Genomic DNA, 16,656 nt, shown 5'->3' on the forward strand with positions numbered 1-16,656 from the left:
GACAAAAAAAGAGCACGATGGCAAAAGTTTTAAAAGAAAGTACAGCGGATTTAAAGGTACTATTGAATTCAACTAAAGCACCTGAAAGAAGAAAAGCAGCTAAACTCATAGGAGTTGGAAGTAGTTGAGCTTGGAGACGTATTATATCAAGCATATCTGAAAGAAAGCAAGATTCCAAAAGCATGGGAAACCCAGTGTATCATGATAAAAGCTTTAGGTAAAATTAAGTATAAGAATGTTCTTCAAGAGTTATCTATTATCATAGAAAATAATATAATACATGACATGATAACGAATGAGGCAACTTTAGCATTTATAAGAATAAAAAGGGAAAATAAAAATGATATAATTCCTATTCTGAAATTATTGAAAGAAGGCAATTTATCAGTACTTAATGGAGCATTAAAATCGTTGGCATTTGATGATGTTATCCCTGAAAAAGAAGATAGGTATACACTTATTGATGCAGTTAATTTAAAACAAACGCTTATAAAAGAACAACATAAGGTTGGGGTTTTTGATCCAAGGGAGTATTTGTTATCTGCAATGTCTAAGTGGGATAAAAAAGATCCTAAAATTAGTAGTTTTATAGAAGAATGTTCTAAAGATGAGTATTTAGGAAAAAGACATACTCTAATTGAAAAAGTTAGAAAAGGTAAGAAAGTATACGCGGAGTAAGCGTTGAATCCTTTCTTTGTCCGATCGCGCGGATTTGTAATCCGTGCGCTAAATTGTAAAAGAAAGGTTGTTGTAAAGACATAATTACTATTTCAGTTTGGTATGTAATTATTCAGATTTAAATAATAATCTTGAGGCTGTGTTTAAAGGATAGATATAGATACAGATTATAGTTTTAGCTAAATTGAACGAAGTTAAACCTGATTGTGCGGACTTGTAGCCTGTATGTATAAATAAAGGCACGGATTGCAAATCCGCGCCATCGAGGGTTAGTTAAGTATAGGACAGACCTATCTAAAATACTTGACAAAGAAGTAGTATTGACTCTAGAAAATGACCACGAAACAATTCTTTTTCGAGTTAATAAAGACAAAGTAGAATTTGGTAAAAACATTATTCCACTAATTGGAGATTAAGAACACAATATCAGAGATCTCTCCCATCATGGGAAAATACAACTAAAGAGCATAAATTAAACATGAGTCAATATGAAAGTGAAAATACATTGTAAAATAGCTATACTATTACTTCTAGTATTATTTGCCTTAGTCAGTTGTAAAGATGATTTTAAGGTATATCCTATTGGATTAGATGCAATAGATCTAGGCAATTTGGAAGAAGAATTGTATATTAAAGAAATTGATTTTAGGTATCTGGAACGGGGAAATACAAATTTTAATGAGATTGTTTTCACATTAAATCCTTTAAATGCAATGCGCAATAGTAATCCAAATTTTGAGTTAGATGAGTCATTGAAGGTTGACATCTGGTTGACCTATAAAAACAAAAAGTATAAGATTTTTCAGCAATTTTTGTCTATACATGATATGTATAAAGGAGAGTTTTTTACTGTAGAGTGTGGGACTGAATCTATGGATACTTCAAGTGAACTTTATTCTTTTTTTCAAAAATTTGATTCATACAATACCAGGGAAAGAGTTGAAATATTAAAACAAGAATTACCTAAATTCAAATTGTATATTAGTTTTAGAAATGAAATTATGGAATTGACGGTGACAAATAAAACAAATGCAGTCTATACTAAAGTTCCTAATCATATGAGAAATATTATTAGTATAAGTTATGATTAGAACGAGTTAATGATAAAAAAGCAGTAGACCATTTACTTTCTACTGCTTTTTTCGGTAGTAGAAATCAAAACCCAATCTACTAGATTGGTACGTTTAATTTTTGAAACAAGTTAAAGATAGAATTGTTTTAATCCCAAAAAATAAAATATTGATAACTTTCTGCCTCAACATTTAAAACCTCAAAAATCAATCTAAAATTCCTTCTTTTTTAAGACATATTGGCGTGCTTTTTCTTGAATTTGATTATCAGATAAATACTTGTTTTTTAGTAGCCACTCATTAATTTCAGATTTCTGAAAGAACAAGTATGTACCATTCGGTTCAGCGTAGGGGATTTTACTATAGTGAACCAGGTGATAAATATACGATTTTTTGAAACCAGTATATTTCTCTAGTTCTTCCACGGACAGAATTTCCTTGTGATTAGCAATGATGAGTTGCTCTAAGTAGTCAAGCTTTTCAAGAATAAGTTTGATAGTTTCCATAGTCAATTACTTTTAGAATTAGAAGCAAACTACAGTTAACTAGTAAAGAATGTATATCAAGTGTAATTTAGGGTAGTACTTGGCCTATTTGGAATGCTTTCAGAACTTTTAGATCATACCACGTATTTCAAGTAAAATAAACTACTAGATTTTCGAACATAATTAGTAGAGGAAGTTAAGTATAAAAAGGTAACTTTGAAATAGAACGAAACGGCGAATGACAAGGAATCAACATAAAAAAATACGACAAAAACGATGAAAACAAGGGAAGACTTAGCCTTACAGCTATTTACCACTAGATTACTGACGACTGAGGAAGAAGTGGAACAATTTGAAGAAGCCTTAACCCTCTTGTATCAACAAGAAAAAATAGAGCATCTCCCGTTATTTCTAAGCGTATTAGATGATCGAACAGAACAGGAAGAAGTCATGTATGGCGTACTCCATGCGATCGAATCCTATGTAAGCACTTTAGGGTTTTCCAAGTATATTGAGCTTATTTTAGCCGCTATGGATTCGTTTCAGGAACAGGCGGAAGAATGGCAAGAACTGATTTTTCTTCGAATGATTAATAGCGAGGCGTGTTTTGATGATTTATTGCGCATTGTCAGCCACCAACAAAAGGAGGAACTAAGGGAGGAATTACGACTTATTTTCTTGCGAATTACACAAAGAAATGAAGCTAAATTTGGAGCGCCATGTAGCTTGCTCTTAAGTGCATTAGATCATTCAAACTAAGATTTTTCTTATAAAAGTACGCACTGCTGATCTTGAATTATTTGATTCCTAAGTAAGGCGTATTTGAAGGTAATACTATCCTGTTTGTGTATGTCGCTTAGAGGAATGGATACATTTCGCAATTGCGCATAGGATCTGGAATACCAGTGATTAAATAGTTCGTATTTCAAGGTGTCATTGTGAACGGTTATCGTGATATCGTAATGACCAGGTAAAAATTTGGGACCTTTATGAGAGGTAAAAACTTGTTCTTGCGCCTGCAATGTAAATGTACCAAGTAAGGTTAGAAGTAAAATGTAGTTTTTCATTGGTGAGGGTAATGAGGTTTAGTATAGGTTAATTTATTAAAGTTCGCTAAGACTCAGGTGAACGATACGGATCATTTACAGTGATAATTTTCTCTACTACATCCCGAAACGTCAGTATAGATCCCGTTTCTAATGCAACTGGAGTGAAGGGTAAATTTAAAAAGGATTTATCCAAATGCGCTGTTGAAGCATAATCGAATACCTCAAGACCTTTTTTCCTCGAGCTAGGATTCCGATTTGTTCAATCATAGCAGAAAAATCAGTATGGAGATAGGAGGCAATAGGGGTCTACAAATGCGATGTTGCTCTATAAAAATGTTGAGGATATCGAGCGCATTCAATTGTTGAGGTAGGGTGTTCATGACCAAGTTTACCATATAGATTATAGGCTAAGATAATCAATAGCTGCTTCACTAAAAACAGAAGTTGCGAACTACTTTGTTACGAAGGAAGCACACAGTTGATATGAAATTTACGAACAACCAAAACAAAAAATTGTATATTGGCTTGGAAAACAAGAGTATAGAAAAACAAAAGCCAAGGATACCATTGGTTTCCAAAATAGAATAAGGAAGTTGATTCATGACATTATTTTTTATGAGTCATCTCGTTTGAAACAAAAGATTGGATTTTCGAATGTACTGGGGAGTATAGCTATAAAAACGAAATTATTGTAAATAACTTTCTATTTTTGTCTATCAGCTAGATAAGATATGAAAAATGTAAAATGGGAAACCTTAGATCGCTTAAAGACTAATTTCAAAGAATTAGAGGCAAACGAGCACTATATTTATATGCCGTTTATTGATCTAGTGTATTATCCTTCGGAGCCTTATCGAGCGAATTATTATGGAATAGGACTTCTGGAAGAAGGGGAAATCACCTTTTATATTGATCTTACGGAATATACCATCAAAGCCCCGGCAATCATTTTTGTTGATACAACTTCGATAAAAAGATGGGATAAAACGCGTCCCACCTATGAGATGGTGAGTATTCTTTTTTCGGAAGATTTTTTACAGGATAAATTAGTGGAGAATAATATCTTGGCTTCTTTTTCTGACTTATCTAGTCTAGGTGGTTGTGTTACACAGCTAGACGATAGCGAGTTTGAACGCTTTAATGCGCTGTTTAAAGTCATTGATTTATACGCTAATTCTGATAGTTCCTTTCATATAGAAGTAGTTCGAGGAGTGATTTACAGCATGATGAACGACGTGGCCTATCTGTATGAAAAATATGGCAATGTGACCAAAAACGTACCTAGTTTAGCACTTAAGTTTAGGGAAACCGTAGCTAAACATTGTATAGAACATAGAAGTGTGCAATTCTACGCCTCATACCTCCATGTTCATCCTAAATACCTCAGTCAAGTTATCTCATCAGAAACGGGATTGACAGCTAGTGAATGGATACAAAAACAAGTAATCTTAGAAGCTAAAATCTTACTACAAGACCAAAACCTAACTATAGGAACCATCGCAGAGTTACTTCATTTTAGCGATCAAAGTACCTTTGGTAAATATTTTAAAAAGTATAATGGCATCAGTCCTAATGCTTATCGCCAAACGTTGTAAAGACAACGCTTGTCGAATAACATCTTCTTTAATAGGAGAGACAGATTAGGGGGGAATCAATAAGCTCCTTTCTTTTTTCTGCAACCTTACCTTTTGACTAAAAAATCTACTTTTTACCCCTTTACCTCCTTTTGTATTGATGATACATTTGCTGGGTGTTAGCATAGACGAAAAGCGGCTAGCTAACGCAATTGTTCAATCCATACTAAACAGTTACAGATGAAAAAAGGATTTACTTTTTTATGTCTTGTTGCACTGATCTTATTCGGGGCATGTCAAGATAAAAAACAAGAGGAAGCGTGGGGGACAGTGGATCAAGTAGAGCCATATCCCGTCCTTTTAATACAACCCGAGAACGCCCATTTATTTACAGATTATCCTGTGGTTTTACAAGGGATAAAAGATGTAGCGCTGCGTCCAAAGATAGATGGTTTTATAGAGGAAATCTATGTGGATGAAGGGCAAACGGTTAAAAAAGGACAGCTGCTATTCAAAATCTACGCCCCCCAATATCAACAGGAGTATAGAGCAGCAGAGGCTTCAATCAAAAATGCAGAAGCGGAAGTAAACAACGCTCGTTTACAAGTAGCTAAAGCGAAACCCTTAGTTGATGAAGGAATTATTAGTAGCTATGAGTTGGCTGCTGCAGAATACGCATTAAAAAGTAAAGAAGCACAACTGACACAAGCTAAAGCGAATGTCAGCAATGCACAGGCGAATGTTGGTTATACGCAAGTAATTGCTCCTTTTGATGGTGTAATTGGATTGATTCCCTATAAAGTTGGCGCATTGGTAAGTGGTATGTCTCCGGAACCTTTAACCACCCTTTCTGAAATAGGAAGTATCCATGCTTATTTTGCGATGAATGAAAAAGAGTTTATCAATTTTATTCAAAAAGCAGGAGAACAACCCTTAGAACAGCAACTAGCTAGTATACCTGAGGTTTCCCTTTTATTAGCTAATGGGAATGCATACAATTATAAAGGAAAAATAAATACAGTAAGTGGTCAAGTAGATCATCAAACTGGAAGTGTGAGCTTTAGAGCGGTTTTTCCTAATCCACAGGGTGTATTGCGCAGTGGAAATAGCGCTACAATTCGCGTGCATGAACAGCTAAGTGAAGCCATTTTAGTTCCTCAAAAAGCAACTTTTGAGCTACAGGGTAAGCGATTTATCTATGTGGTGAATGCGGAAGGTGTAGTGACTAGCACAGCAATTGAAATTATGGAGAAAGTTCCTTCTAGCCAGTACTTTGTGGTGACAAGTGGACTAAAATTTGGGGATACTATCGTAAGTGCCGATATCGGTGGGTTACGAGAAGGAATGAAGATCAAACTACAATAAAGGATAGCAGTATGTTGAAAAGATTTATAGAAAACCCTGTGTTATCCACCGTGATATCAATCATTATTGTAATACTAGGGTTATTAGGACTGTATTCATTACCTATCACGCAGTATCCTGAGATCGCACCACCGACAGTACAAGTGACTGCAAACTACCAGGGTGCAAATGCGGAGGCTGTAATGAAGAGCGTCATTGTTCCATTAGAAGAACAGATTAATGGAGTAGAGCATATGGCCTATATGAGCTCCAAGGCGAGTAATGATGGCTCGGCTGTTATTACCATTACCTTTGTACAAGGAGCCGATGCTGATATGGCAGCGGTAAACGTGCAGAATCGCGTGAGTCAGGCTCTGAGTCAATTGCCAGAAGAAGTAATAAAACAAGGCGTAACTACAACCAAGCGATTGAGCAGTGAAATATTTAGTTTCTTGCTCTATAGCGATGGTAATCGCTACGATCAGGCCTTTTTAGAAAACTATGCGCGTATTCATATTCTGCCTCAGATTAAGCGAATCAACGGAGTTGGAGATGCCTCTATTTATGGAGGACGGGAATATAGTATGCGAATCTGGCTTAAGCCAAACGCAATGGCCTCTTATGGCCTCACGCCAAGCGATATTGTGGCGGCTTTACAAGAACAAAATGTAGAGGCTGCCCCTGGTAAAGTAGGGGAAAATAGCAAACAAAGTTTTCAGTATGCCTTAAAATATACCGGACGATTAGAAACGCCTGAAGCATTTGGCGCTATTGTTATCCGCTCTACTAATACAGGTAAGATATTGCGTTTGCGCGATGTGGCAGAGATAGATTTAGGCGCCTATTCGTATGGGATGACCGTAACTGCTTATCAACAACAAGGTACTTATATAGCCGTTAATCAGGTGGCTGGATCGAATGCGCATGAGATTATCAAGCAATGTGAAGCCTTGTTGAAAGAAGCAGAAAAAGAATTGCCTGCGGGTGCGAAGTTTGAAGTCTATGCTAACTCTAATGATTTCTTGTTGGCCTCTATTGATAAATTAATTGCAACTTTACTAGAAGCTTTTGTATTAGTTTTTATCGTGGTATTGGTATTCTTACAAGACTGGCGTTCTACTTTAATCCCCGCTATAGCAGTGCCAGTGGCCATTGTAGGTACCTTCTTTTTCTTAAACTTATTTGGTTTTTCTATTAACTTATTGACTCTTTTTGCACTGGTTCTCTCCATCGGTATTGTAGTAGATGATGCGATCATTGTAGTCGAGGCGGTTCATGCCAAGTTATATGAAGGGGCTGAAACCGCTAAGAAGGCTACTATGAGTGCCATGAGTGAATTAACCACGGCTATTATTTCGATTACCTTAGTGATGTCAGCTGTATTTGTGCCTGTTACTTTTATTGAAGGATCTGTGGGGGTGTTTTATAAGGAATTTGGCATCACCTTAGCCGTCGCTATTTTGATTTCAGCTATTAATGCCTTGACCTTGAGTCCAGCGCTATGTGCTATCATGTTGAAGCCAACCTCTGGAATACAGCAAGAGAAAAGGGGATTTGTAACGCGATTTAAAACCGCTTTTAATAGTTCCTTTGATCGAATGACTAATCGCTATGTTGGGATATTGGGCTTCTTAAATAAAAATAAATGGTTGTCTCTAGGCAGTGTTGTTGTCTTTGGTGCCTTGTTTGTATTCTTAACCAAAACAACACCTACAGGATTCGTTCCTAATGAGGATAGCGCTTCGATCTATGGTAATATTATTCTTGCTCCTTCTACTTCTTTAGAAGAAACAGAGCGTATTGCTAATGAAATAGATAGTATAGCCATGAGTATTCCTGAGGTGAAGTTTACTTCCTTATTATCAGGGATGGACTTCTTTAGTGGGAATGGTAGTTCCTATGCTGTAGAATTTATTAAATTAAAACATTGGAAAGATCGACCAAATCCCGAGCAAAATATTCACAGTGTAGTAGGGCAATTGTTTGCTAAAACCGCTCATATCAAGGATGCTTCTATTGTATTTTTTGCAGCACCTACCTTGCAAGGATTTGGTAATAGCTCGGGATTTGAAGTACAATTACAAGATAAAACAGGTGGAGATTACAAACAGTTTGAAGAAATAATAGGAGGATTTTTGGGTGCGTTAAATGAGCGTCCTGAGATTATGTATGCCACCTCGTCTTTTACGACTAATTTCCCTCAATATGAAGTGTCTGTCAATGTAGCAAAAGCCAAAGAAGCTGGTGTAGGAGTGACGGAGATTTTAACTACGTTACAAGGGTATTTAGGAGGTATTTATGCTACGAACTTTAATCGATTTGGCAAGCAGTATAAGGTAATGATTCAAGCAGATCCAAATTTCCGCGAGAATAAAGAGGCTATCGATCGGCTATATGTAAAGAATGAACAAGGGATTATGTCGCCGATTACAGCCTTCATTGACCTAAAGAAAGTATATAGTCCAGAGTTTTTGACGCGCTTTAATTTATTCAATGCTGCTTTTGTCAATGGTAGCCCGAATCCAGGATTTAGTTCGGGAGATGCTATTCGCGCGATAGAAGAAGTAGCCGCACAGACTTTACCTCAAGGATACGGATTTGAGTATTCAGGACTGTCAAGAGAAGAGCGTGGTAGTGGGAATCAAACTGTTATTATTTTTGTACTGTCTATTCTCTTTGTTTACTTCTTATTAAGTGCACAGTTTAAAAGCTATATTCTTCCATTGGCGGTGTTGTTTTCTTTGCCCATAGGGCTCGCAGGTGCCTTTATCTTCGCTAAAATATTCGGTTTAGAAAACAATATTTTCTTACAGATTAGTTTGATTATGCTCATTGGGCTATTAGCCAAGAATGCTATTTTGATTGTTGAATTTGCGCTACAGCGCCGACAGCTAGGACAGTCTATTACTGAGGCAGCAATAGAAGGTGCTCGTATTCGTTTACGACCTATTTTGATGACCTCATTTGCTTTTATTTTTGGGTTGTTACCCCTGATGTTGGCAACAGGAGCTGGGGCTCTAAGTAATAAATCAATTGGTACAGCAGCAGTCGGTGGAATGTTAATCGGTACCTTGATAGGGGTGTTGGTTATTCCTTCTTTATTCGTTGTATTCCAAGGGCTACAAGAAAAAATAAGTGGTACTCCAGTACGAGAAGAAGAAGCGTAATTGTAAAGTGATAAGCCTATACGCGCGACTAAAATAAGCGCTTATAGGCTACACAATGAAGTCAATAAATAAAGTATCAAAAACATGAAATGGACCTATAAAATATATATAAGCGCACTGGCTTTGGGAGTAGTAGCTTCTTGTCAATCCGCAAAGACCTACCACAAACAAGAAACAATAGACCAAGCATTGTATAGAGCACTAGACAACGAGGATACGTTGAGCATAGGCATGTTGCCTTGGCAAATGCTGTTTAAAGATGTAAAGTTACAGGCGTTAATAACCGAAGGAATAGAAAATAACCTAGACCTAAAGATGGGAGTCGAACGACTCTATGCTTCACAGGCTTTAGTTAAACAAGCTAAAGTCGCTTTTTTACCTGATTTAGATCTAGGTGGTGGAGTGAAGCGATCAAGATTAGCTTATCCTCAGGGATTTGGTTTTGTAAAGAATGCTACCCAGCATGATGCATTTGCTACTACTTCTTGGGAGATTGATGTATGGGGAAAATTAGCAAGTAGTAAACGGGCTGCATATTATAGATTGTTGCAATCAGATGCGGGACAAAAAGCAATACAAACGCAAATAGTGGCTCAGATCGCTGATTATTATTATCAATTACTAGCCTTAGATCAGCAAGTTGGTATTATCGAACAAACCATCGTGAATAGAAAAGAGGATTGTACTGTCATGCAAAAACTCAAAGAATCAAATGTAGTTACTGCCGCTGCAGTAGTACAAAGTGAGGCAAATTACTATGAGGCAGCGGCTACTTTACCAGATGTGAAACGCCAAATCAGAGAAGTAGAGAATGCTTTGAGTGTTTTATTAGGGAAACTTGTAGGTACAATTGATCGAACCAATCTTGCAGGGCAAGAATTACCGGTAAAACCAAGTATTGGTATTCCTGCTCATTTATTACAACATCGACCAGATGTAATGGCCGCTGAGTTTGAGCTAGCGGCTTATTTTGAAGATGTCAATGTTGCCAAGCGCGCTTTTTATCCTGCATTAACGATAACAGGAGGTGTAGGTTTCTCAAGCTATGAGTTCAAAGATTGGTTTACTTCTACAGGATTGTTTGCCAATATAGCAGCAGGGGTATTACAGCCAATTTTTACTAAAAGGCAAAACAAAACCAGGTTAGAAATAGCAAAAGCAAGTTATAAAGAGAAAGTGTACAACTTTCAAAAGACCTTACTTGTTGCAGGTCAAGAGGTATCGGACGCTTTATATGCTTATGAGAGGGCAGGGGAACAATTATCCATGAGACAACAACAAGTAGATAAATTAGCGCTAGCTGTTGATTATACAAAGAAGTTGTTAGTATATCATTCGTCAACAAATTATACCGATGTGTTGACTTCAGAACAAGCCCACCTGTATGCGCAATTAGCACTTAGTAATGATCACCTAGCAGAATGGCAAGCTATTATTAAGCTTTACAAGGCATTAGGAGGAGGTTGGAGGGACTAATATTTTTTGCCATTTGATGTTCTACTATAAAAATGTTGAGGATGTCCCTACTTACATTCAACTGTGTTCAGAGCCGTATTAAACGAAAATAATAAGTTAAAATAAACATAACCTTGTTACTTGTTAAGATGTAATTAACTAAGTTTATTTCTCTATTAAGTGAAATATATATAAATCAAATAAAATAAGTAACAATGAAGATGAGATATCTCGGGGCTTTTCTTTTATTAACGACCCTTTGTTTTGGACAAAATGTAAAGACTCCATACGAATCCTTTATCACTGAAAAGGACAATTATGCTATTTCCACAATCAATTTTAATGTGCCTGCCTTTGATTATAGACAAAAAGTGGACAGTGTTTCTTTTGAAGGGAGTTTAATTCTTCCCAAAGATGGTTTTGATCAAGTGGTGATTATTAAACCCGGAACGGGCTATAATACGCGCAATACCCATAGTCCTTTAGCGGAAGCTTTATTGGATAATCACATTGCTGTGTTTCGATATGATGAACGCGAAATGGGAAATTCCAAAGGAGAAGGAGGAGGTGATATGCTTTACACCGCTACCATGATGGGAGAAGAGTTGGCTAGTGCGTTTAACATGCTAAAGAAACATCCAGACTTACAGGGTAAAAAAATAGGAATTATTGGTCATAGTCTAGGGGGTGTAGCAGTTATGGATGCCTTAGAACACGAGATTAATCCAGACTTTTTAGTGCTTTTTGCTGCTCCCGTTGTTACAGGTAAACAACTATTCCTCTATCAATTACAAAACAGTGAAAATATATTTAATGATTACTTTCTCTACGATACACTTGAAGAAAAAGAGAATATATGTTCGGAGTTAATTGATTTTGCCATTGCCCATCAAGAAGAAAAAAGGTTTTGGAAAGTGTATAGAAAAGAAGTAAAGAGAGTCGGTTACACAAAGAAAAGACATGCTACTCGTTTCCCTTTTTTACTTGGCTATCTGGAGCGTGATTTAGTGTCGAAAGACCGTATTGATGTATTGAAAAACACCAATATCCCCGTTTTTTATATGATTGGTTCGGAGGATGTGATTGTCGATCCGGTAGCGAATATCAATCGCTTAAATAGCCTCGCGAATCCTGCGATAGCTGCGATAGTAGTAGAGGGTGAAAACCACTTTTTCTCGGATGGAGAAAGTACGCCTTATGACATTCACCAACAACCAAAACAACAAATGGTAGATTGGATTAAAAGACAATAGGATGCCAATCTTCTACAATTTAATTTAGTATTAATCAAATCATTTATGCTACTAATGGTCAAAACTATTACAGTGCTTTTATTTGCTGTGGCCACCTTGTTTTCAAACGCTCAAGAGGCAACTGTCGAAAAGCAAATAGCCTCTTATATGATTCCATTCGAGCAGGTGGATCAGGCTTCATTTGAAGCAATCGCCCAGCGCATTGGGGATAGCGAAATTGTCATTTTGGGTGAATCCGGTCATGGAGATGGTAAAACCTATGAGGTTAAAGCAGAGCTTGTTCAATATTTGATGAAAGAAAAAGGATTTAATACCCTAGCGATAGAAGGGGAGGGATTCATTGATTTAGAATTAAAAAATAATGCCTACCCCGATCTTTTTCCCACTGCTGATTTAAGTAAATGGAAGCCACATTGGGGAGATGTGGTGCAGACCAAGGGGATGGTTCTGAATATTTTGCACAATGAAAACCTCAATTGGAAGTACATCGGCATTGAAGGATATAATCGCAATGTTCCCGTAGAAGATTTCCTTTATGCCGCCTTAGAAAAAGTGGATATTGATGCAACCACAAAGAAGCAGTTTAAGGAAACCTATGAAAAAATGAATCGGTTTGATGAAGAGATAACCGTGGAAGAAATGGATTTTATCTTACAAATAATAACGACTATCATTGAAAGTGGAAAAGATGAAACTAAAAATGGATTTACGACCCAGGCTTTAGTCAATATTAAAGGAGGGATAGAGGATTATAAATACAGTATTGTTTTAGGTGGATATGAAGGTGAAAACCAATATGTTAATATTCGAGATAAACGCATGGCTGAAAATGTAATTTGGCATAAAAAGAACAATCCAGGTGCGAAGATTATTGTTTGGATTGCCAATTTTCACGGAGCAAAACACGTACAAAACGTGCGCTATAGAGAAGAGGATCCGACGTTGTATCAAAACTATAAGCTGTTTGCTGAATACTTAGTCGATGCGTTTCAGGATAAAGTCTACAGCATGGCTTTTATATCGTCTTCAGGAGAGGTAAAAGATATCTTAACAACGAGTGAGCTGCATCAAATTTACACTCCTGAGAATGCCTTAGAACATTATTTACATCAGGGTAATACGCCCTTTGGTTATCTCGATTTTAATGAAATAAAAAAGAAAGAACCTACACTCAAACAAACCACATTTACCAGTATGATACTGGGTTATGACAATAAACCTGGTACATGGTTGGATGTATTTGATGGCGTTTTTTACATTAAAACGAATGAGCCTTTAAAAATGGCTGAGTATAAAATCTGGTAAGAGACAGGTTGATATAAAACGAATGAATCCCCTTGTATCATCTACTTCATCCTGTAATTTTGTGATAAAATAAGTATGAAATATAGAATAACCTTAAATAATAATTACCCAAATAAAATGCATGGAGTGCTTTTATGTGAAGGAAATCCATTACACTATGTGTTTTTTATGAAACCTGATCCGTTAGATTTAACTATGCGTATAGATTTTTTAGATTTTGATACAATTGAAAAGAAATGGGACTGTATTCCAACAGACAAAGTAAATATATATTTAATTAATCAAAAAGTGATAGATTTACTTCACTTGCATGATCCAAATACCTTTGAATTATTAGATGTTTCAATATATTCAAATCATGTTTTCGTTGAAACGGAATATAAACTATTACATATTTTAAATCATATAGATCAGGATAAGATTAGTTATAAAGATGGTATTTGGGTAGATCAAGATTTTAGTAAAGCCTATAAGAAACACAAACTCAAAGGTTGGGTTTTTGATCGTGAAGATGAATAAATTTTTATAGATAGTGAATCAAATATACCGACGATTTCTCGCTTGGAATAGTTAGTAGATAGATAGGGTATCTAAATAGGACTTATTGCTCAATCAAAAAAAGCCAAGGGATGTTTTTATCCTTGGCTTTGGTGTAATCATTTAATAATCAAACCTTCATTTTAACACTCAAATCAAAGTTCTGGAATGCGAACAGAAGTAACATTATAAAATGAATGTGACAAATAATAAGGTTTATTGCATTGTATTCAAAATACGATAAACTACTTCCTTGTTAACTCCCAATTTTCCACGCCAAGCTGAAAGAGGAAAATTGACTTCTGTTCGGTGATTTGGCGCTTCTTGATGGAGTTGTTTCTCCCAAGAAAGTAATTGATGATAAGGCGTAAAACCATTGAGCATGCTGTAATCCTCAACGAGCTTATTGCGTAAAATACCCAAAGCAGCTAAAATACGCAACAACCAAGTTCGGGAGGTATTGTTGCTATTTGGGAGTATCTTTGCTTTTGAAATTCGGTTTAATAGATCTGTAGGTGTTTCATTTTCATTGGCTTGCTCGATACAGGCTATAAGATTTTTAAATACCTCTATATCATTTTTATTCGCTTTAATTGGGGCTAAGGTTGAGATTTCTCTTAAATCTAAAAGGATTTCTGTATAACCACCAATACGACAATAACCGATGTATAAATCATGGCTGTTCTTTCCATCATTCTCCCAGTTCTCTTTGGGCAATCCACATATTTTACAAGGATTTCGAAAAGTGTCTTCTTCAAAAGGTTCGAAAATATGATCGGGTAGATGCTTGGCGTAGGCATAGCTAATGATGGGCTGTAAGCCACGGTGAAGTCCAGTGCCAATAGCCTTGATAAATAAATGATAGATTTTATGTTCTAATCCTTCTTGATTGACGATTGTTCTTAAATTCTGTACAACTTGATTGTGCTGATAATGTTCAATTTGATTGATTGAATACCCACTAGCAGCCAATAAAGAAAGATCTTTTTCTTTTATATTATCGGGTTGTAGTTGATAGGTATAGAACTTTTTATCGCTATCATAAGCTACTGTATTTTGATGTAAATAAACTTTAGATAGAATCTTGATTAGTTTTGGATCGATCATGATAGTTGGATTGTGCTAGAATAGTACTAAGGTATTTAAAATTTCACTTGTTCTACTTTTTAATCCGATCATTTCCGCTAAATCATTTTGTTTGTAGCCATTTGCTCCATTCTAAATTTAATCGCTTCAATTGGATTTGGTAAATCCATAGGAAAATGTTCTTTTTCATATTTTTCAATCAACATGCCCAAAATCTCCAATTCATCACTATCCTCCGTTCCAGGAAGTGCATCAAAAATCAACGCTAGTCTCTCTAAAGCTGCTTCGTAATCTTGTTCTGATTTTATAGGTTTCAATTTCATAATTTATATGGTTTATACAGAATTACAAATTATTTTTCAATTAGGGAACTTTTTTAAAATATTTTATTGAATCGCCCGCTAAATAAAAGTATAATTATTTGCTTATAATCGTTCAGCCTTTTAATAAGTTTTTTTAAAGAATAAAGCGTTATGAATTAAACACTAGGATAAAACTAAAGCCAAGTGTACTTTCAAGTACCACTTGGCTTTAGTGTAATTATAATCTGTAATTAAACTTCCATTTAAAACCCAAACTTAAGTTCTGGAATAAGCTCAGAGGCTTCTTTCATTTTACTATCAATGATCTTGGCGTAGATTTGAGTCGTTCTAATTTCTCGATGTCCTAAACGCTTGGAAACCGTGTAAATATCAGCTCCATTCTCTAAGAGGAGTACCGCATTGGTATGTCTCGCGCTATGGAAGGTAATATGCTTGTGAATACCCGCTCGGTTACACCAACGGACAATTTCATTATTGTAAATAGCAGAATATTTAAGATTAGTAAAAACGAGTTGATTCAGTGATTCTCTTTCCCCTAAGAGATCTCTTGCTTGTTTGGAGATATAAAGATATTCAACACCTTCTGTTTTTTCTTGTCTATAGATGACTCTACAAGCATCATCTTCGTCTCTTACTTCAGACCAAACAAGTTTATTAATATCCGACCAGCGAAGACCAGTTAAACAAGAGAATAAAAAGGCACGTTTAAGTACCTCGTATTTACAATCTGTTTTTACAAGACGTTGTACCTCATTAAACGTTAGGTATTCCCTTTGACTTTCCGCTTGTTTAAAACTCTTTACCTTTTGAGCATAGTTAATCGTTAGATAACCTTCTTCAAAGGCTAATCGAAGTGCAGCTCTAAATTTATTGAGATAGGAGTATTTTGAGTTTAATGAAAGCGGAAGTTTACTTTTAGTAAGGGCCTTTGTATCAAAGTAATGTCGGACTTTTTTTAAGAATTCATCATCTACTTCGTCAAAAGTAAAAGTAGTAGAAATACATTTTTTTAAGTGAAGAAAACTAGCAGCCCAGTTTCCATAGTTTTTAGGACTTTCGTATTTCTCTTCCATTTTTTCGTGAAAGAAATCTAGGAAGCAACGTTGTCCTTTGTGTTTGTTTTTAATTCCGTATTTACCTCTAAGGTTCTCGCTTTGTCTTATGGCTAGTATATTCTCAGCCATTTGAAGCGCTTCTTTGTTTTCCTTTCTTTCCTTTGGGCTATTAGGAGCACCGTGGAGGAAGAGTTTTAGGTTTTCAAATTCTCTGATGTGTCTTTTTTTACCTTCTGGGGAAACCTCAATTCCTTTATAGTATTCTATCTGAAGGC

General features: G+C 35.9%; 15 protein-coding genes. 10 read left to right on the forward strand and 5 right to left on the reverse strand.

What is annotated here, in order from left to right; genetic code table 11:
* The first annotated feature begins 114 nt into the window (after positions 1-114).
* Together ACLJX0_RS01390 and ACLJX0_RS01395 are read left to right on the forward strand one after the other, a co-directional pair.
* The gene (locus ACLJX0_RS01390) at positions 115-678 is read left to right on the forward strand and encodes a hypothetical protein (protein ID WP_410877848.1); all 564 of its coding nucleotides are present in this window, start codon (positions 115-117) and stop codon (positions 676-678) included.
* A gap of 488 nt (positions 679-1,166) precedes the next feature.
* Positions 1,167-1,769, forward strand: a complete 603-nt coding sequence (locus ACLJX0_RS01395) for a hypothetical protein (RefSeq protein WP_410877849.1) — start codon at positions 1,167-1,169, stop codon at positions 1,767-1,769.
* A gap of 191 nt (positions 1,770-1,960) precedes the next feature.
* Here the strand turns inward: ACLJX0_RS01395 and ACLJX0_RS01400 are convergent, their stop codons facing one another.
* Positions 1,961-2,254, reverse strand: a complete 294-nt coding sequence (locus ACLJX0_RS01400) for a helix-turn-helix transcriptional regulator (RefSeq protein ID WP_410877850.1) — start codon at positions 2,252-2,254, stop codon at positions 1,961-1,963.
* Between the two features lie 255 nt (positions 2,255-2,509).
* On the opposite strand from ACLJX0_RS01400, the gene ACLJX0_RS01405 reads away from it, so the two are divergent.
* Positions 2,510-2,992, forward strand: coding sequence for an Imm30 family immunity protein (locus ACLJX0_RS01405; protein ID WP_410877851.1), 483 nt, complete (start codon positions 2,510-2,512; stop codon positions 2,990-2,992).
* A gap of 8 nt (positions 2,993-3,000) precedes the next feature.
* Here the strand turns inward: ACLJX0_RS01405 and ACLJX0_RS01410 are convergent, their stop codons facing one another.
* On the reverse strand, positions 3,001-3,300 hold the full coding sequence (locus tag ACLJX0_RS01410) for a hypothetical protein (RefSeq protein WP_410877852.1): 300 nt from the start codon (positions 3,298-3,300) through the stop codon (positions 3,001-3,003).
* Between the two features lie 713 nt (positions 3,301-4,013).
* Between ACLJX0_RS01410 and ACLJX0_RS01415 the strand changes: the two genes are divergently transcribed.
* The 7 genes from ACLJX0_RS01415 to ACLJX0_RS01445 all read left to right on the forward strand — a co-directional run bounded on the left by ACLJX0_RS01415 (position 4,014) and on the right by ACLJX0_RS01445 (position 13,899).
* Complete coding sequence (locus tag ACLJX0_RS01415; RefSeq protein ID WP_410877853.1) at positions 4,014-4,877, forward strand: helix-turn-helix domain-containing protein; 864 nt, start codon at positions 4,014-4,016, stop codon at positions 4,875-4,877.
* 219 nt (positions 4,878-5,096) lie between these two features.
* Complete coding sequence (locus ACLJX0_RS01420; RefSeq protein ID WP_410877854.1) at positions 5,097-6,221, forward strand: efflux RND transporter periplasmic adaptor subunit; 1,125 nt, start codon at positions 5,097-5,099, stop codon at positions 6,219-6,221.
* An 11-nt stretch (positions 6,222-6,232) separates the two neighbouring features.
* Positions 6,233-9,367, forward strand: a complete 3,135-nt coding sequence (locus tag ACLJX0_RS01425; RefSeq protein WP_410877855.1) for an efflux RND transporter permease subunit — start codon at positions 6,233-6,235, stop codon at positions 9,365-9,367.
* 84 nt (positions 9,368-9,451) lie between these two features.
* Positions 9,452-10,843, forward strand: coding sequence for an efflux transporter outer membrane subunit (locus ACLJX0_RS01430; protein WP_410877856.1), 1,392 nt, complete (start codon positions 9,452-9,454; stop codon positions 10,841-10,843).
* A 194-nt stretch (positions 10,844-11,037) separates the two neighbouring features.
* Positions 11,038-12,075, forward strand: a complete 1,038-nt coding sequence (locus ACLJX0_RS01435; protein ID WP_410877857.1) for an alpha/beta hydrolase — start codon at positions 11,038-11,040, stop codon at positions 12,073-12,075.
* 45 nt (positions 12,076-12,120) lie between these two features.
* The gene (locus tag ACLJX0_RS01440; protein ID WP_410877858.1) at positions 12,121-13,380 is read left to right on the forward strand and encodes an erythromycin esterase family protein; all 1,260 of its coding nucleotides are present in this window, start codon (positions 12,121-12,123) and stop codon (positions 13,378-13,380) included.
* 75 nt (positions 13,381-13,455) lie between these two features.
* Complete coding sequence (locus ACLJX0_RS01445; protein WP_410877859.1) at positions 13,456-13,899, forward strand: hypothetical protein; 444 nt, start codon at positions 13,456-13,458, stop codon at positions 13,897-13,899.
* Between the two features lie 234 nt (positions 13,900-14,133).
* On the opposite strand, the gene ACLJX0_RS01450 is transcribed toward ACLJX0_RS01445, so the two are convergent.
* The 3 genes from ACLJX0_RS01450 to ACLJX0_RS01460 form a co-directional block, all read right to left on the reverse strand.
* Positions 14,134-15,024, reverse strand: coding sequence for a hypothetical protein (locus tag ACLJX0_RS01450; protein ID WP_410877860.1), 891 nt, complete (start codon positions 15,022-15,024; stop codon positions 14,134-14,136).
* 77 nt (positions 15,025-15,101) lie between these two features.
* A complete protein-coding gene (locus tag ACLJX0_RS01455) occupies positions 15,102-15,326 on the reverse strand; it encodes a helix-turn-helix domain-containing protein (RefSeq protein ID WP_410877861.1) in 225 nt (74 codons plus the stop codon).
* Between the two features lie 242 nt (positions 15,327-15,568).
* Positions 15,569-16,510, reverse strand: a complete 942-nt coding sequence (locus ACLJX0_RS01460; protein WP_410877862.1) for a site-specific integrase — start codon at positions 16,508-16,510, stop codon at positions 15,569-15,571.
* Between the last annotated feature and the right edge of the window lie 146 nt (positions 16,511-16,656).

It is taken from the genome of Myroides sp. DW712 (assembly GCF_046557355.1).
Taxonomy (GTDB): Bacteria; Bacteroidota; Bacteroidia; order Flavobacteriales; family Flavobacteriaceae; genus Flavobacterium.